Here is a 14,737-nt window from a genome sequence, read left to right as displayed (position 1 = left end):
GGGAGGAACTCATTTATGATTCGAGTAACCGTGTGGAACGAAAATGTGCATGAAAAAGAAAATCCGAAGGTGCGGGAAGTGTATCCGGACGGTCTGCACGAAGCCATTGCCAAAGGAATCAGCAATGATGATTTTGTAGTACGGACTGCTACACTAGATCAGCCCGAACACGGTCTTGGCGGGGATGTGCTGGATAATACGGACGTCCTGATCTGGTGGGGGCACAAAGCCCATGACCAGGTCCGGGATGAAATTGTGGACCGGGTTCATCGGCGCATCCTAGATGGTATGGGATTGATCGTACTCCATTCTGGACATTTCTCGAAAATTTTCAAAAAACTGATGGGAACATCCTGCGACCTGAAATGGAGGGAAGTCGGGGAAAAGGAACGTATTTGGGTGGTGGACCCGGCTCATCCGATAGCAGCAGGTCTTGATGCCTGCCTGGAACTGGAACAGGAGGAAATGTACGGGGAGCACTTTGATATTCCGGTTCCGGATGAACTGGTGATGATCAGCTGGTTTGAAGACGGTGAAGTTTTTAGAAGCGGATGTACATATCATCGCGGCAACGGGAAGATTTTTTATTTCCGTCCGGGTCATGAGACTTTCCCGACTTACCACAATAAACAGGTGCTCCAGGTTATCAGGAACGGCATCAGATGGACAGCGCAACCCGCCGGCGCCAGGCAGGCTTACGGCCTTTCGAAACCGTTGGAAGATTTGAGTCATTCGCAAAAATAATGGAACAATTTTCTTCAGTCTGGCACATTTGGAAAATCTGTGGACTACACTTTTGCATCGAAATCCAGTAAACTGAATATTAGCACCACATGCCCGTAAGGACAAAGATATGGTCGCTTCGCATTTACCGCGGGCGACTTTGTTTTTTAGTCATTATAGAGGAAAGAGGAAGAAACGTTGTCAAAAAAAGATTCGCTTATTAAAGGGACTATTATTCTTACTGTTGCTGCACTTGTAGCCCGTTTCCTCGGTTTATTCCAGCGGATTCCCCTGGTCTATTTGTTGGGGAATGAAGGAATGGCCAGTTACACGATTGCATTCAATCTGTATTCGACTCTTCTCATTATTGCAACTGCCGGGGTACCCACTGCGTTAAGCAAGATGATATCCGAGAAGATGGCCGTAGGCCATTATCAGGATGCCAGGAAAATCTACCGGGCATCGCTTTGGTTCGCGGTTATTGCCGGTATTGTGATGGCCGTCATGCTGTACATTCTGGCTCCTTTCTATGCCGAAGATATATCGAGGGATCCTCATGCCGTTCTGGCTACCCAGGCCATTGCACCTGCTCTTCTGCTGTTCCCGCTGATTGCCATAATGCGGGGCTACTTCCAGGGAAGACAGCGAATGATGCCGAATGGTATTTCCCAAGTAGTGGAGCAGATTTTACGCCTTGTCGTAGGAGTTTTGCTCGCTTATCTGCTGCTGAACGTAAGCCTGGAGTGGGGAATTGCCGGGGCTTCACTTGGCGGTGTTGCCGGAGGGGTTGCTGCACTTGCAGTGATGATTTATTATACGGTCAAAATCAGAGAAGAGGACAAGGAAGAACTTCCGTCTATAGCCGTACAGCGTTCCGACGGTTCAATCTCATATACAAAAGAAGCAGGATTGTCTGACCCCGGAATCACGTTAAGCTATGGAAGTATTCTTAGGGATTTGCTCAGTCTGTCAATCCCGATTGTCATTTTCTCTATGACCGTCACGCTTATTTATAACATTGATTCCTCTACTGTTATTCCGTTTCTTACCCGGTTTACCGATACACCGTATCAGGAAGCCAAGGAACTGCTCGGAATTTTGGGTGGCCAGGCGCAGTCACTGGCAGGGCTGCCTATCGTCCTTGCTGTGGCATTAAGCCAGTCCATAATGCCGATAATTTCGGTAGCTTACTCGCAGGGAAAGATGGACGTAGTAGCGAATCAGACAGCTAAAGTGCTTCAGCTCTCCATTATCTCCGGTTTGCCGATGGTCCTGCTGATTTGTACCGGCTCACGCCCAATCGACGGTTTTATTTTCCTGTTCGGGGGTAGTGAAATAGGGAACCAGTTTGCTCCGAGTATCATAGCGTTAATGACTGCCAGTGTCATGTTTCAGATTATTATGCAGACGTCAGGTGCCGTGCTGATGGGCATGGGGAAAATGCCGGAGCTGGTACAGATCGTGGCTATCGGCATCGGAACGAAAATGGTCAGCAGCATAATGCTGGTGAAATATTTGGGGATCTATGGCATTATAGCCGGATCGGCCCTTTGTTTTGTGATCATGTCCTATCTGAATCTGAGAGTCCTGCATAAGGAAGTGAAATTCCGCATTATGCTGAAGCGCCGTTGGGTAGGCCTGGCTTTTTCAACTATTATCATTGTTGCCGTCGGCATGATGCTGGAAATCGTAACAGATACCTACCTGCACCTGACTCCATGGGTCCGTTTCAATTACGGGCTGAATGCGGTTATCATCTGCGGGGCAGTAATGGCCTTGTACCCGATTATGCTGGTGGTTACCCGGGTTGTAACCTGGAACGACGTACTCTCGTTTCCGGCTCCGCTGCAAAAATTGATTCACAAGGCAGCCAGAATATTGAAAAGATCCTAAGACGAAAAGTGCTGGGCCGCCAAAATGGCAAGTTCGATCTTTTTTAGCCGGAGACAGGCTTCCGCCGTCATATCAAAGAATAGCGGAGGTTTGATTGTGCCCAGTCTGTTTAGAATATCACTATGTTGAAACCAATCGCCTTCCCCGGCAGCTTCGGACTTTTGGTCCTGCCAGACATGTTCAAGCATCGGACTGTAAAAAGGTTCGGACTCCGGCTTAAGCCTGCATTGATCAAGCCTCTCCCGGAACGGGGTTCCGGGAGAGGCTTTATTCACGCATGAAAATAGCTGAGGACAATAGTCAAGGCGGGAGCCTGTGTGCGGGAATCGGTATGCAAAGCTCGTTGCGCCCTCGAATACTTCGGGGATGCCGAATAAAATACCGTAGAGCTTTTTGCCGAATTCGATGCGTTCTGTTAAATCAGAGAAATCTTCCAGGATTAATCCGGCCAATAAATGGGATACAGGTTTATTTGTCATGCCGGCAGAAAGGGGGATTCCCTGCTCATTCACAGCCCGGTAAGGGAATATAATCTGGTTTAGCTGGAATAAGGCCTGGGTCTGGAATAATAAAGTATCAAGAACGTGCTCACGATAAAAAGTATTCCTGACAATTCGTGATTCAATATAATTTTGCTCATTAATAATCAGGCATTGGGAGAGTAAAACCGAGTCCCGCTTCTGCCAAAACAGGTTCCAAACGGGATGCATAAAACCAGATACGGAAAAAACAGGAAGCAGATGAAATAAGGATCGGTTTTGTTTGCGGCTATAAGCATAGAGCAAAAGCTGGGGGTAGGCATCTTGAAAAATTAGCCAATTTGCCCGTTCCAGAAATGAAAACATATCTTTGCTCTGTTTTTCGTTCAGTAAGTGTGGAAGCAGATCACCCCGCAAGTCTGTCATGTTGTAGCCGCTGTTCCGGGATACCATGTGGGCAAGAAAAGCCCAGTGAAGTTCGGGGAACTGCCGGTATATCTGCAGATAGGCCTTTGTACGGGTCACATTATTGCGGTTATGACGAACCGTGGTTTCCCTGATCTCTTCAACCAGATCATACTCATGATGATGAAGGGACTGTTTCCTTGTCCCCACCTTAGAAGTGCTCTGTCCCTGGAATGATTTCTTAAGCCGAAGCTGGTGCATGAGAATGGCTGTAAGCTGCGACAAACCTTCAGGAGAAGGAGATAGTGCCGTGGTGGTAGGAGCTGCTTTTATCGCAGATGCTACGGCTTCCATTTTCCCTTGAAACAAACCTTTCCATTTATAAGGGGGTTTCAGCAGCCAATCTGTGATTGAGTTCAGCCAACTCCGCTCTTTCGTTCCCATATGAATGCCTCCTCAATTCGGTATTTTGTCAGCATTCCCTCTGTTTCCTTATCGTATGAGCGTTTTTCAGTTAGTAGCTGCCGTTTATAAAGCCGGAGAGCTTACCCGAGAAACCAACTTCACGCAGAAATTGTCTGTACAGGCCGGAGGAGTATATCCCTCAGCCTCTGCCCAGAATCCGTGAAAGGAATTGAAATTAGCGGTATTTTCACGGGTTTCAAAGCGGACGTAAACTCTTGCGGGATATACTCCTCCTCTGATTGCAGAGCCATTTCCTCATTTATAGGGTTTCTCGCCAGTTTTGGTATACGAATCTGTTATTGATCTGTTCCTGATGAGGATCCGGGATCCTTCGGGGAGGATCGGCCTGGAAGTCTGCCGGTACGCATTAATGCTTCGCGGAGCAGGAACTCAATGTGGCCGTTTACACTGCGGAATTCATCTGCCGCCCAGCGCTCCAGTGCTTCGTACAGTTTAGGGTCCAGGCGAAGCGGAAAATTTTTTTTGGCAGCCATAGGACCCTAATAGATGGAGCCTGAATTGATGACAGGCTGGGCAGAACGGTCGGAGACTACAGCTACGAGCAAGTTATTGATCATGGCGGCTTTGCGTTCTTCGTCAAGTTCCACTACACCCTCAGCCTGAAGCTTGCCGATAGCCATCTGTACCATCGATACAGCTCCTTCCACGATCTTCTCTCTCGCAGCAACAATAGCCGCTGCCTGCTGGCGCTGCAGCATAGCACTGGCAATTTCTGTAGCATATGCCAAATGGGTAAGCCTTGCTTCCATGACTTCCACTCCTGCTACAGACAAACGATGCTGTAGTTCTTCCGTTAGCTCGGCCGCTACTTCTTCCGCATTTCCCCGGAGTGAATAACCCGTTTCCTCAAATAAATCGTACGGATATTTGCTTGCTACGTGGCGAAGGGCACTTTCGCTTTGGATTTCCACAAACGAATTATAGTTATCGACTTGAAATAAGGCTTTGGCCGAATCGACTACCCGAAAAACGATTACCGCTGCAATTTCTACAGGATTCCCTTCCACATCATTGACTTTTAATCTGGCACTGTTAAAATTACGAACCCGCAAAGAGACTTTCTTCCGGTCAGAAAAAGGGATGGTCATAAAAAATCCGCTTTGCCTGATTGTACCCATGTATTGTCCAAAAAAGGTTATGGCTAAGGCCTGATTTGGCTGAACAATACTGATGGAGCAGATCAGAATGAAGGCTACGACTGCACAAAGCACGGCAAGGACATAAAATTCTGCAAAGAGCAGATATAAACCCAGTCCTATCACTACCAGTAAGCCTAGAAAACCGATGAATCCATTTATGGACCAAGCTTGTTTTTCTTTCATTTCACATTCTCCCCCTCTACTACTTTTTCTGGGTTGTTAATACTAAATTGATACTATTTGGATATTTTTATGATATCATAATTTCCTTTGAATTGGAAGATGGAATAAGGAGTCTCATTTCTTGACAGGGGTTGGACAAAGTGCTATATATGAAGCATCAAAAACCCAAAGAGGTGAGTGAAAATGAAGAAAGTATCAACAGAACAGGAGTTTCGCTCGGTTGTGGCAGACCCCGGTACAACAGTCGCTGTATTTAAGGCGGTTTGGTGTAAAGATTGTTATTTTATTGAGCCCTTCATGCCTGATTTGGAGGTTCAATATAAGGATAGCATCCGTTTTATTGAGGTGGATCGGGATGAGCTTCCGGATATGTGTTCGAAGTTGAACATTCTTGGCATCCCCAGTTTTATCGCCTTTAGTAACGGCCAGGAACTGATCCGTTTTGTCAGCAAACTTCACAAGACGAAGGAAGAAATCAAGCAGTTCCTTGACCGGGCTGTAGACGTTTCTTCGGCTTTGAACAACAAGTAGCCTGAACAGAAACACAGAAAGGGGCATGGCTAGGTCATGTCCTCTTTCTATTTGTTTTGTTGGGGGAATGAACGGTTTGAAAATATGGGGCAGGAAGAGGAAACAGCTGAGGTCGAAACGGGAAGCAAGCTGTTTTCTTTCTTATATATAGGAAATTTTATGCTTAAAGAGCGCGTTGCGGCGCGGCAAGTGTTGTTGTTTCTTTTCAAGGCTTTGTAACAATTCTCGGCGGATAAGCCTATAAACCCCTGAAAAATCCCGATATAATTGTATAAGATGTCATATGCAAGACTTATTTTGGCCTATCTAATTAGGTATATACAAAGTGGGTGAACAGATTTGAACAAATTAGTAACCAGATTTGCCTGGGCCACAGCTATTGGCATGTTTTTGATCCTGATCATGGGTTCCCTGGTTACCACAACCGAATCAGGCATGGGGTGCGGAGCGGAATGGCCGCTTTGCCACGGCAAATTTATTCCGGCTTATACGATATCCTCCTTTATCGAATTCAGCCATCGTTTTGTTGTGGGCATAGTCGGGTTGATCTTATTGGCTACTACCTTCCTAGTCTTCAAGGATGTGAAACGGAAAGACACACGATGGTTCGTTTCACTGACGCTTTTATTTGTTATCATACAAGCTCTAATGGGAGCCGGAGCGGTAATTTGGAGCCAATCCTCCGCTATCCTTGCTCTTCATTTCGGCCTTTCTTTGCTGGCTTTTGCTTTCTCCTTGCTTACCTTGCTTAGTTTGGGGGAAATGGGCAAGTATTTGGATCATCCAGGGAGAATGAGTCCGGGTTATGCCGCCTTAATCTGGATTACAACCTTTTTCAGTTATGTGGTCGTTTATGTCGGGGCATTCGTACGCCATACAACTTCGAGCGGTGGCTGTACAGGGTTTCCCCTTTGCAACGGAGAAGTTATCCCTGATCTTTCCGGAGCAGCCGGAATTGTTTTTATGCACCGCGTAACAGTGCTTATTTTGACCATTATGGTAGTCATCCTGTTTGTTAAAGGACGGACGGTTTATGGGGATAATCCTTTCATCCGCCGAAGCAGTGGTCTAACCTTTGTGCATACGCTGCTTCAGATTGCAGCCGGAATTCTTGTAACTTATGTGGTGGGAACGGACAATTATGTGTTTGGGGCACTGCTGCATAATGCCTTTATTGCATTCCTGTTCGGTTATTTAAGTTATTTGTGCGTGCTGACGCTCCATTACCGTAAACAAAAGATGTAGAAAGGATCTTGCCCGTGTACACAAATTTAAGAGACTTTATTGATGATTTAAAAAAAGACCGTGATCTCGTGGAAATCTCTGCACCGGTCGACCCGTATCTGGAACTTGCGGAGATCCATAGGAGGGTCATTGAAGAGCAAGGACCTGCCTTATTATTTACCAACGTCAAAGGAAGCTCTTTTCCGGTAGTGACTAATTTGTTCGGGACGTCCGATAGGGTAGACAAGGCTTTTGGTCCAAGGCCTGAGCAGCTTATGAAAGAAGCGATAGAAGCAGTGGAATCATTATTGCCTCCGACTCCTAAAGCTATATGGGGAGAACGTAAGCTGATTATGGAGCTCTTAAGAGTGGGCACCAAGGAGATCAAGGGATCGGGTGCCCCGATTTTGGGAGAATGCCGCCGGCAGGACCCGCTTAAAGGATTACCCGCGCTGACCTGTTGGCAGGAGGATGGGGGGCCATTCGTGACCCTTCCGCTTGTTTATACGGAACATCCAAAAACGGGGCAGCATAATGTAGGCATGTATCGGCTTCAAGTATACGATGACCGCTCGACCGGTATTCACTGGCAAATTCATAAAGGCGGGGGGTTCCACCATTATGAAGCCGAACAAAGAAACGAAGCGCTGCCTGTTACCGTATTCCTCGGCGGGCCTCCGGCACTGATAGCGTCGGCCATAGCCCCGGTTCCGGAACAGCTTCCGGAATTGCTTATAGCCTCATTAATTCTTGGAAAGAAACTGCCTATGACAGCCAATCCCCATGGAGGCCACCGTCTTGTCGCAGAAGCGGACTTTGCTATCAGCGGTAAAGTGCCCCCGCATCTAAGACGTCCTGAGGGACCATTTGGCGACCACTTTGGCTATTATTCCCTGAAGCATGATTTTCCTGTATTTGAAGTTGACCACATGTGGCATCGTAAAGATGCCATATACCCAGCGACTATTGTAGGAAAGCCAAGACAGGAAGATTACTATATGGGGGAATTTCTTCAGCGCCTGCTTTCTCCCGCTTTTCCGATGGTTATGCCGGGAGTCAAAGAACTATGGACATATGCAGAGACAGGGTTTCATTCTCTGGCAGCAGCCATCGTCCGGGAAAGCTACCGGAGGGAAGCTTTGACATCCGCATTCCGTATTCTAGGGGAAGGTCAGCTTACGCTGACCAAATTCTTGATGATTACAGACCGGACTGTAGATTTGGAGAACTTTCCGCTGCTGCTGGAAACCGTGCTGGAACGATTCCAACCCCGGGAAGACCTGATTATTATCAATCATACTTCCCACGATACCTTGGATTATACCGGCCATAAGCTGAACCACGGAAGCAAAGCGATCATGATGGGGATCGGGGAACCTGTAAGAGAATTACCGAGAGACTATCAGGGCGGGCAGCTTCCGCCGATCACCAAAGCCAACCCGTACTGTGGCGGATGCCTATGTATTTCGGGACCGTCTTATGAGGAGGCTCCTGATCTGCCCAAACATCTTCTGGATCACTCTTACGGACAGCTTGTAGAATGGCCGCTGGTTATATTAGTAGATGATGCGGATGTGGCAGCAGGGCAAACATCATTCTTGTGGACCGTGTTTACTCGTTTCAATCCGGCAACGGATATTTTCGCTAAATCCAAAGTTTCCTTCAATCACGTGGAGTATGAGCTTCCTCTGATCATCGATGCCAGAATGAAGCCTTCTTACCCGGATGAGCTTTTTCCAAGGGAAGACATCGTAAAACTGGTAGACAGCCGCTGGAAAGAATACTTTCCTTCCTGAAATCTAAGAGAGAAAGAGCTTATACATTTATATATAGAAAAGGCAGGGGACCCGGGGAGACCGGTCCCTGCCTTTTATGGTAATATATAGGGGTATGATTCATGTACCTAGAGCGCATACTGGGACTTGTAAAATGTGACAAACTACCAGTACCCTGGGATACAGGATTCAACTTGAGGTGATGCTATGCTCCGATTTTTATTCCATGAACCAAAGCGTACGGATGATGGACAAATACGCGAGGCGAATGAGGCCATCCGCCGTTATTCTTCCAGGCTCCACCGGTATAAGGCAGTACTTCCCGAACATAAGCAGAAACAACACCGTCTTCATGTACGGAGTATAAGCTTTCTGGATGCTTTGAACGAGATTGAACAAAGCCTTTACTGCTCTTCCCGATATGCTCGTTATGTTAAATCTTCTTACATAGATGAGATGAAACCCGAGGAATTGGATCATTACCGAAGGTATTTGTATTTTTACAAAAATGCATTAATCCGTGTATTTTCGATCCTTGATAAGCTTGGTTATTTTCTGAATGATGTATACAACGTACGCACGGAAACAAAGAAACCCAGATTTTCTTTCTATACGGTTTTGCGCCAGATGCATGAGCAGAATATTCATCCTGAACTGGGGCAGCAATTGCACGATCTGAAAGTTACTATGAAACCGGCCATGGATAAACTCAGAAAGAGACGCAATATGGAAATTCATTTTGTTAATGTGGAGATGCTGGATGATCTGATGCAGAATTATTCTCCTATTGGGGAACGGATTCAGGTCGAACAGGTATTGGAAGACATCCTGGATTTGGAACAGGGATTCCAAATGGTCTGCTCCTCTATCAGCATAGCCTTTATCTACATGGACCGGCATCATCCTCTTGGTTTAACGGAAGGGGGAGAAGGATGAACGAAGAACGGAAGGTAGCCTTAATTACAGGCAGCGCCAGAGGACTTGGAAAGAGGACAGCCCTGACTCTGGCGGAAGAAGGTTATGATGTTGTGGTTACTTATGTGAACAGCGGGGAAGATGCGAGTAAGCTTACGGCGCAAATAGTAAAAATGGGGGTTCGTTCCCAGGCTGTTCGGGCAGATGTGTCCAAGGCCCGGGATATTCAGCGGCTGGTAGCCGAAGTACGCAGCCATATGGGACATGTAGACGTTCTGGTAAATAATGCAGGGCCATTTATTAGAGAAAGACGTTTTTTCGCAGAGTATCATGCGGATGAAATTGATTACTTGGTCCGGGGAAATCTGCTCGGGGTTATGCAGCTCGATCAAGCCCTTCTTCCAATGATGCGGGAGAGACGATGGGGCAGGATTATCCATTTCGGGTTTGGGCATGCCGCTGAGGCCAGAGCGTGGCCGCACAGGGCCGTCTACGCTGCAGCTAAAGTCGGACTTGTATCCTTCACCAAAACACTTGCTGAAGAAGAAGCGAGGAATGGAATTACGGTGAATATGATATGCCCTGGGGATATCCGCGGGGATAATAAAGAGAAGCTTATTCATGAAGTGGCTTTTCAATCGGATGAAGAGACGCCGCTTGGAAGACCCGGTACCGGGGAGGATATCGCCAGAGTCATTGCATTTCTTTGCCAGCAGAACTCGGATTTTATTACCGGCAATATTATGGAAATATCGGGGGGCTTGATCCTATCCAAACGCTGCCGACATTGAATAGGAAATAAAGCGCCGAAATAAAAAGAAATCTAATCTAAAAGCCCGCGGCAATCCGCGGGCTTCAGTTGATTATGGTAAAGGTGGGAGATTAGAATACTTGGACAACTTCCTGAATGCCTTCTACCTCTTCAACCAGGGCACGTTCAATACCTGCTTTCAGGGTGATAGTGGAACTCGGGCAGCTGCCGCAGGCCCCCATCAGTCTCAATTTTACAATTCCGTCCTCGACATCTACGAGTTCAACGTCACCTCCATCACGTTGAAGGAAGGGACGAAGCTTATCTAAAACTTCCAGCACTTCATCATACATGGTGGAATCTTGCAGTTGTTCCGTCATTTGATTCAACTCCTTTCTTTATATTATTATATACAAGAAGGTAGAAAATGAAAATGCCACCAGATGATTTCATGGTGGTCTTTTTCTATTTTAACCCGTAAGGTGATGATCATTCTTGAGACCTATTATTGAGTTTTGTGCAAGCAGCCTTCATGAAGGGATGAGGGAACTGATTGTACGTCTGGAAAAAAATCCTGATATAGATGTAGTGGAATACGGGTGTCTTGGGTATTGCGGTGAGTGCTACTTAAGTCCGTACGCTCTTGTGAACGGGGAAGCCGTATTCGCCGAAACGGTAGAAAAACTAGAACAGGCGATTGCGGATAAAATAAACGAAATCGAAGCCATGGACGACTTGTTTTAAAATTCTTGATCTCATGCCGCATGACTTCAATATCTGGGGATGCGGAGCTAACCAAAATGGTGTTTGGATTTCCAAAGCACCCCATTTTTTAAAACTCGGGGTACCATTCCAGTCATAACCGCACGTTCACCCACAACACCAAAGCCTGATTTTTTGCCGAGTGACCCCAGAACCCCCTTGAGCTTGATTTTGCCAAGCCGGGGGGTTTTGTTATGCCAAACAGCCTGTATCACTTCGGCGATTTGCTTGCCTTGTGCTCCGGCTGCCTGTGCACTCGGTGAAAACGGCATATTGGCACAGTCCCCCACCACATAGACATCCGGGTATTCCGGTATTTGATGATAAGCATTCAGCATAACCCGGCCATGCTTATCTTTAGACACGTTCAATGCCTGTGCAAGAGGGCTTGGCTGAATGCCTGCCGTCCAAACCGTAACATCAGTCAGAATGATCTCCTCCTGATTATACAGTTCTCCGCCTTCCAAACGGCTAAGCTGAACATAAGAGCGAAGCTCAATATCATGCTCCAGCATCCAGCCGCTGACAAACTCCTGTAGCTTGCTTGGGAATGAAGAAAGGACGCTTTTTCCACGGTCAAGGATGCGAATATTCAGATCAGGACGGCTTTCCCGCAGTTCCGCGGCAATTTCAACACCACTAAGGCCACCACCGACAATAGTGACCTGACCGTACGGGTTCACATCGTTGATTCGCCCGTATGTAGCTCTGGTTTGCGCCAATGTTTGGATACTGTTGGTATACAGGTCGGCTCCTGGAATGCCGTGGTATTTGTCCACACAGCCAAGCCCGATTACGAGCCAATCATAGTCGATCGATTCACTGTTTAAAAGCTCTACTTGTTTGTTCTCTAGGTCTATCCCCGTTACTTCCCCGTACTTTAGCTGAATCCTTGGATCGTCGGGAAAAGGAACGCGAATATGAGTTTCTGCAATGGTGCCTGATGCGAGAGCATAATATTCGGTCTTTAAGCCTTGAAAAGGCATACGGTCAACCAACATAAGAACCACATCATCGGGCAGTTCTTTGTTTAACAGTTCAAGGGCTATGGTCAGTCCCCCATAGCCTCCTCCTAGAATAACAAGCTTTTTCATGCGTGAAAAATCCCTTCTACGATGGTTTTATACCTTAAACACTATTCGTATACTTGAATTTCATTGTAAAACGTGTCTCGTTCAACAGGGATGCGGCCCGCACCTTTTATCAGCCATGTCAGTTCGTCTCTTGTCAGTCCTTCAGGAGAGGTCGCTCCTGCCGCATGAGAAATACGTTCTTTCACGATAGTCCCATGAGCATCGGATGCGCCGAAGCAATAAGCCATTTGGGCAATGTTCGTACCCAGATTAATAAAGTAAGCTTTAATATGCCGAATGTTATCCAGCACCAGGCGGCTTATAGCAATGGTTTTCAGGTTCTCGAAAGCGGTAACGCGCCGTTTAATACCGGCTTTTTTGCTTGCAGGCTGAATAGCATTCGGAATAAATACCATGAAACCGCCCGTCTTGTCCTGAAGATCGCGGATCGATATCATATGCTCAATACGCTGTTGAAGAGTTTCAATGGAACCATACAGCATGGTAGCATGAGTTTTCATTCCAAGCTCATGGGCAGTCTGGTGAATTTCCAGCCATTGATCTGTTGTAGCTTTATCAACACGCATTTTTTTACGATATTGTTCGGACAAAATTTCAGCGCCTCCGCCCGGCATTGTATCAAGTCCTGCATCCATAAGAGCCTGAAGTACATTTTTGTAGCTGAGGCCGCTTATCCGGGAAAAGAAATCAATCTCTGCCGCGGTATGGGCCTTCACTGTTACGTCCGGGAAATTTTCTTTTAGCGCTTTGATACAGCTTACATAATAATCAAACGGCATATGATGATTATGGCCGCCTGTTATATGAAATTCGCGCATACCGGGATGAAAATGCTCATGGATATGACTGATCATTTCATCAGGAGAGTAAGTATAGGCGCCTTCCTCACCGAGATTCCGGCGGAAATGGCAGAAAGCGCAATGTGCCTCACAAACATTGGTGAAATAAAGGCTCATATTTTCTATAAAATATACTTTATTTCCGTTTTTCCGCATGTTGGCCTCGTTGGCCAATTGTCCAATAGTTAAAATGTCATCGGATTCATATAAAAATAAGCCTTCTTCCAGGGAAAGCCTTTGGCCGTGTTTCACTTTTTCGGCAATCTCCGCCATTTGTTTCGCGGGAGTTTTTAGAATGACATTCATCAGATCCCCTCCTGTTCGGTTAATAAGCTGGCACTAAAAAGCGGTTCAGTTGTTCCCATAGGGTTTTCGTCCCAGGTCTTGAAAAATAGCCCGAGGGAGACTTGAATCATAGAAACACAGCAATGCAACATGCCAAAACCCCCGGTTCCTAGACAGGCAGGACTTCCGGAGGGCAGGGTGGTGCAGCGGTTGGTTCCTGTGTACAACAAAAAACAAAGTATTCCTTCCATCTAACGATAGAACAATACAATTTTTGATAAGAGAGAAGCGGCTGCTGTTCTCTCTAAAGTTAAGCACCTTATCAGTCACACCTTGTTTAATTATAAACCTACATATGCAGGCGGGCAATAAAAATCCAACATTTGTGAGAAAGAGCATTGAAAGGGAACAAGTAATATGGACGGTATTTCCATTTTTTCATATATTGTTGTATACTGTTTGATTAGGAGATTATTTGGTAAAGAGGGATTAATCGTGACTATTTCTGTACTTTCAAAAATGGAAAATAAAATTGTTGTTGAAATTGAAAGAATGCGTGAACAAATGGTCGAACTCGGTATTCGTCACGGTTTTCTTCATCCTAAAGTTCAAGCTTGCAGCCGTGAGCTTGATGAGCTGCTGCTGCAGTATTACAACTGGCGGCGGTTGGATGAGCACACTGCGGAATTGGCCAATTAAACAGCGGACAGAGCTGAATAGGTCCGTTATTTCTTGAGACCCTTATTCAATAGGAGTATACTGAAAAGAAAGGCAGCACGGAACTGCCATTTTCATTTATCCTGTTAAGCCTTTCGGGGCGTCAGGGGATAAGGAGGTTATGACAGAATGATTCAAATCAGTGAAATAGCTAATGAAAAAATCAAGGAACTGCTTGCTGCTGAGGAGACCCCCGGCCTGTTTCTCCGTTTGGGTGTGCTGGAAGGTGGATGCAGCGGATTTTCATACGGAATGGGATTCGACAATGAGCAAAAGGAAGAGGACGAGGTTCTGGACGTGGACGGTCTTAAGATTGTAGTGGACCAGGACAGTATGAAGTATTTAAACGGTCTTGAGATTGACTATAAGGAAGCCGGTATGGGGGGCGGGTTTACCATCCATAATCCGAATGCTATTGCCACCTGCGGCTGCGGGTCCAGCTTCCGGACAGCACCCGAGCAGGAAGCGAAAGCACAAAAGTGTGATGCATAATGAGTTGAAATTAACGATTTATTTCCTCCTGGACGTTTCTCAAA

Annotated in this window: 17 protein-coding genes; 11 read left to right on the top strand and 6 right to left on the bottom strand. The window is 46.4% G+C overall.

Annotated elements, in window-relative coordinates; all coding sequences use genetic code 11:
- The first annotated feature begins 15 nt into the window (after window positions 1-15).
- Both BXP28_RS11030 and BXP28_RS11025 read left to right on the top strand, forming a co-directional pair.
- Window positions 16-744 carry a ThuA domain-containing protein gene (locus tag BXP28_RS11030; RefSeq protein ID WP_036654873.1) on the top strand — a complete coding sequence of 243 codons (729 nt, stop codon included), beginning with the start codon at window positions 16-18 and terminating at the stop codon, window positions 742-744.
- Window positions 745-921: 177 nt separating this feature from the next.
- Window positions 922-2,616 (top strand): putative polysaccharide biosynthesis protein, encoded by a 1,695-nt coding sequence (locus BXP28_RS11025; protein WP_023483279.1) that lies wholly within the window; start codon window positions 922-924, stop codon window positions 2,614-2,616.
- Here BXP28_RS11025 and BXP28_RS11020 read toward each other — a convergent pair.
- The 3 genes from BXP28_RS11020 to BXP28_RS11010 all read right to left on the bottom strand — a co-directional run bounded on the left by BXP28_RS11020 (window position 2,613) and on the right by BXP28_RS11010 (window position 5,308).
- Entirely contained in the window at window positions 2,613-3,944 is a 1,332-nt protein-coding gene (locus tag BXP28_RS11020; RefSeq protein ID WP_023483280.1) for a DUF2515 family protein, read from the bottom strand. The genes BXP28_RS11025 and BXP28_RS11020 overlap by 4 nt on opposite strands.
- Before the next feature lie 317 nt (window positions 3,945-4,261).
- Window positions 4,262-4,459 carry a type II toxin-antitoxin system antitoxin gene (locus tag BXP28_RS11015; RefSeq protein WP_024094869.1) on the bottom strand — a complete coding sequence of 66 codons (198 nt, stop codon included), beginning with the start codon at window positions 4,457-4,459 and terminating at the stop codon, window positions 4,262-4,264.
- A gap of 6 nt (window positions 4,460-4,465) precedes the next feature.
- Window positions 4,466-5,308 (bottom strand): SPFH domain-containing protein, encoded by an 843-nt coding sequence (locus tag BXP28_RS11010; protein WP_023483281.1) that lies wholly within the window; start codon window positions 5,306-5,308, stop codon window positions 4,466-4,468.
- 183 nt (window positions 5,309-5,491) lie between these two features.
- Between BXP28_RS11010 and BXP28_RS11005 the strand changes: the two genes are divergently transcribed.
- From BXP28_RS11005 to BXP28_RS10980, 6 genes are all read left to right on the top strand, one after another.
- The gene (locus BXP28_RS11005; protein ID WP_024094868.1) at window positions 5,492-5,839 is read left to right on the top strand and encodes a thioredoxin family protein; all 348 of its coding nucleotides are present in this window, start codon (window positions 5,492-5,494) and stop codon (window positions 5,837-5,839) included.
- 36 nt (window positions 5,840-5,875) lie between these two features.
- Window positions 5,876-6,058: a hypothetical protein gene (locus BXP28_RS11000; protein ID WP_036654871.1), complete on the top strand. Its 183-nt coding sequence runs from the start codon at window positions 5,876-5,878 to the stop codon at window positions 6,056-6,058.
- Between the two features lie 120 nt (window positions 6,059-6,178).
- Window positions 6,179-7,084 (top strand): COX15/CtaA family protein, encoded by a 906-nt coding sequence (locus tag BXP28_RS10995; protein ID WP_036654869.1) that lies wholly within the window; start codon window positions 6,179-6,181, stop codon window positions 7,082-7,084.
- A 14-nt stretch (window positions 7,085-7,098) separates the two neighbouring features.
- Window positions 7,099-8,859: a UbiD family decarboxylase gene (locus BXP28_RS10990; protein ID WP_023483284.1), complete on the top strand. Its 1,761-nt coding sequence runs from the start codon at window positions 7,099-7,101 to the stop codon at window positions 8,857-8,859.
- 186 nt (window positions 8,860-9,045) lie between these two features.
- Window positions 9,046-9,774: a Cthe_2314 family HEPN domain-containing protein gene (locus tag BXP28_RS10985; RefSeq protein ID WP_023483285.1), complete on the top strand. Its 729-nt coding sequence runs from the start codon at window positions 9,046-9,048 to the stop codon at window positions 9,772-9,774.
- On the top strand, window positions 9,771-10,544 hold the full coding sequence (locus BXP28_RS10980) for an SDR family oxidoreductase (protein ID WP_158529823.1): 774 nt from the start codon (window positions 9,771-9,773) through the stop codon (window positions 10,542-10,544). Before BXP28_RS10985 ends, BXP28_RS10980 begins: the two co-directional genes overlap by 4 nt.
- A 91-nt stretch (window positions 10,545-10,635) precedes the next feature.
- Here the strand turns inward: BXP28_RS10980 and BXP28_RS10975 are convergent, their stop codons facing one another.
- Window positions 10,636-10,884 carry a NifU family protein gene (locus tag BXP28_RS10975; RefSeq protein ID WP_023483287.1) on the bottom strand — a complete coding sequence of 83 codons (249 nt, stop codon included), beginning with the start codon at window positions 10,882-10,884 and terminating at the stop codon, window positions 10,636-10,638.
- 115 nt (window positions 10,885-10,999) lie between these two features.
- On the opposite strand from BXP28_RS10975, the gene BXP28_RS10970 reads away from it, so the two are divergent.
- Window positions 11,000-11,248, top strand: a complete 249-nt coding sequence (locus BXP28_RS10970) for a YuzB family protein (protein WP_023483288.1) — start codon at window positions 11,000-11,002, stop codon at window positions 11,246-11,248.
- A gap of 47 nt (window positions 11,249-11,295) precedes the next feature.
- Here the strand turns inward: BXP28_RS10970 and BXP28_RS10965 are convergent, their stop codons facing one another.
- A complete protein-coding gene (locus BXP28_RS10965) occupies window positions 11,296-12,360 on the bottom strand; it encodes an NAD(P)/FAD-dependent oxidoreductase (RefSeq protein WP_023483289.1) in 1,065 nt (354 codons plus the stop codon).
- A gap of 41 nt (window positions 12,361-12,401) precedes the next feature.
- On the bottom strand, window positions 12,402-13,505 hold the full coding sequence (gene mqnE / locus BXP28_RS10960) for an aminofutalosine synthase MqnE (protein WP_023483290.1): 1,104 nt from the start codon (window positions 13,503-13,505) through the stop codon (window positions 12,402-12,404).
- Window positions 13,506-13,979: 474 nt separating this feature from the next.
- On the opposite strand from mqnE, the gene BXP28_RS10955 reads away from it, so the two are divergent.
- Both BXP28_RS10955 and BXP28_RS10950 read left to right on the top strand, forming a co-directional pair.
- Window positions 13,980-14,183, top strand: a complete 204-nt coding sequence (locus tag BXP28_RS10955) for an aspartyl-phosphate phosphatase Spo0E family protein (protein WP_226989753.1) — start codon at window positions 13,980-13,982, stop codon at window positions 14,181-14,183.
- A gap of 147 nt (window positions 14,184-14,330) precedes the next feature.
- A complete protein-coding gene (locus BXP28_RS10950; RefSeq protein ID WP_023483291.1) occupies window positions 14,331-14,693 on the top strand; it encodes a HesB/IscA family protein in 363 nt (120 codons plus the stop codon).
- The last annotated feature ends 44 nt before the right edge of the window (window positions 14,694-14,737 follow it).

This window comes from Paenibacillus larvae subsp. larvae (genome assembly GCF_002003265.1).
GTDB lineage: Bacteria > Bacillota > Bacilli > Paenibacillales > NBRC-103111 > Paenibacillus_H > Paenibacillus_H larvae.
This window is presented reverse-complemented; position numbering and strand designations above follow the sequence as displayed.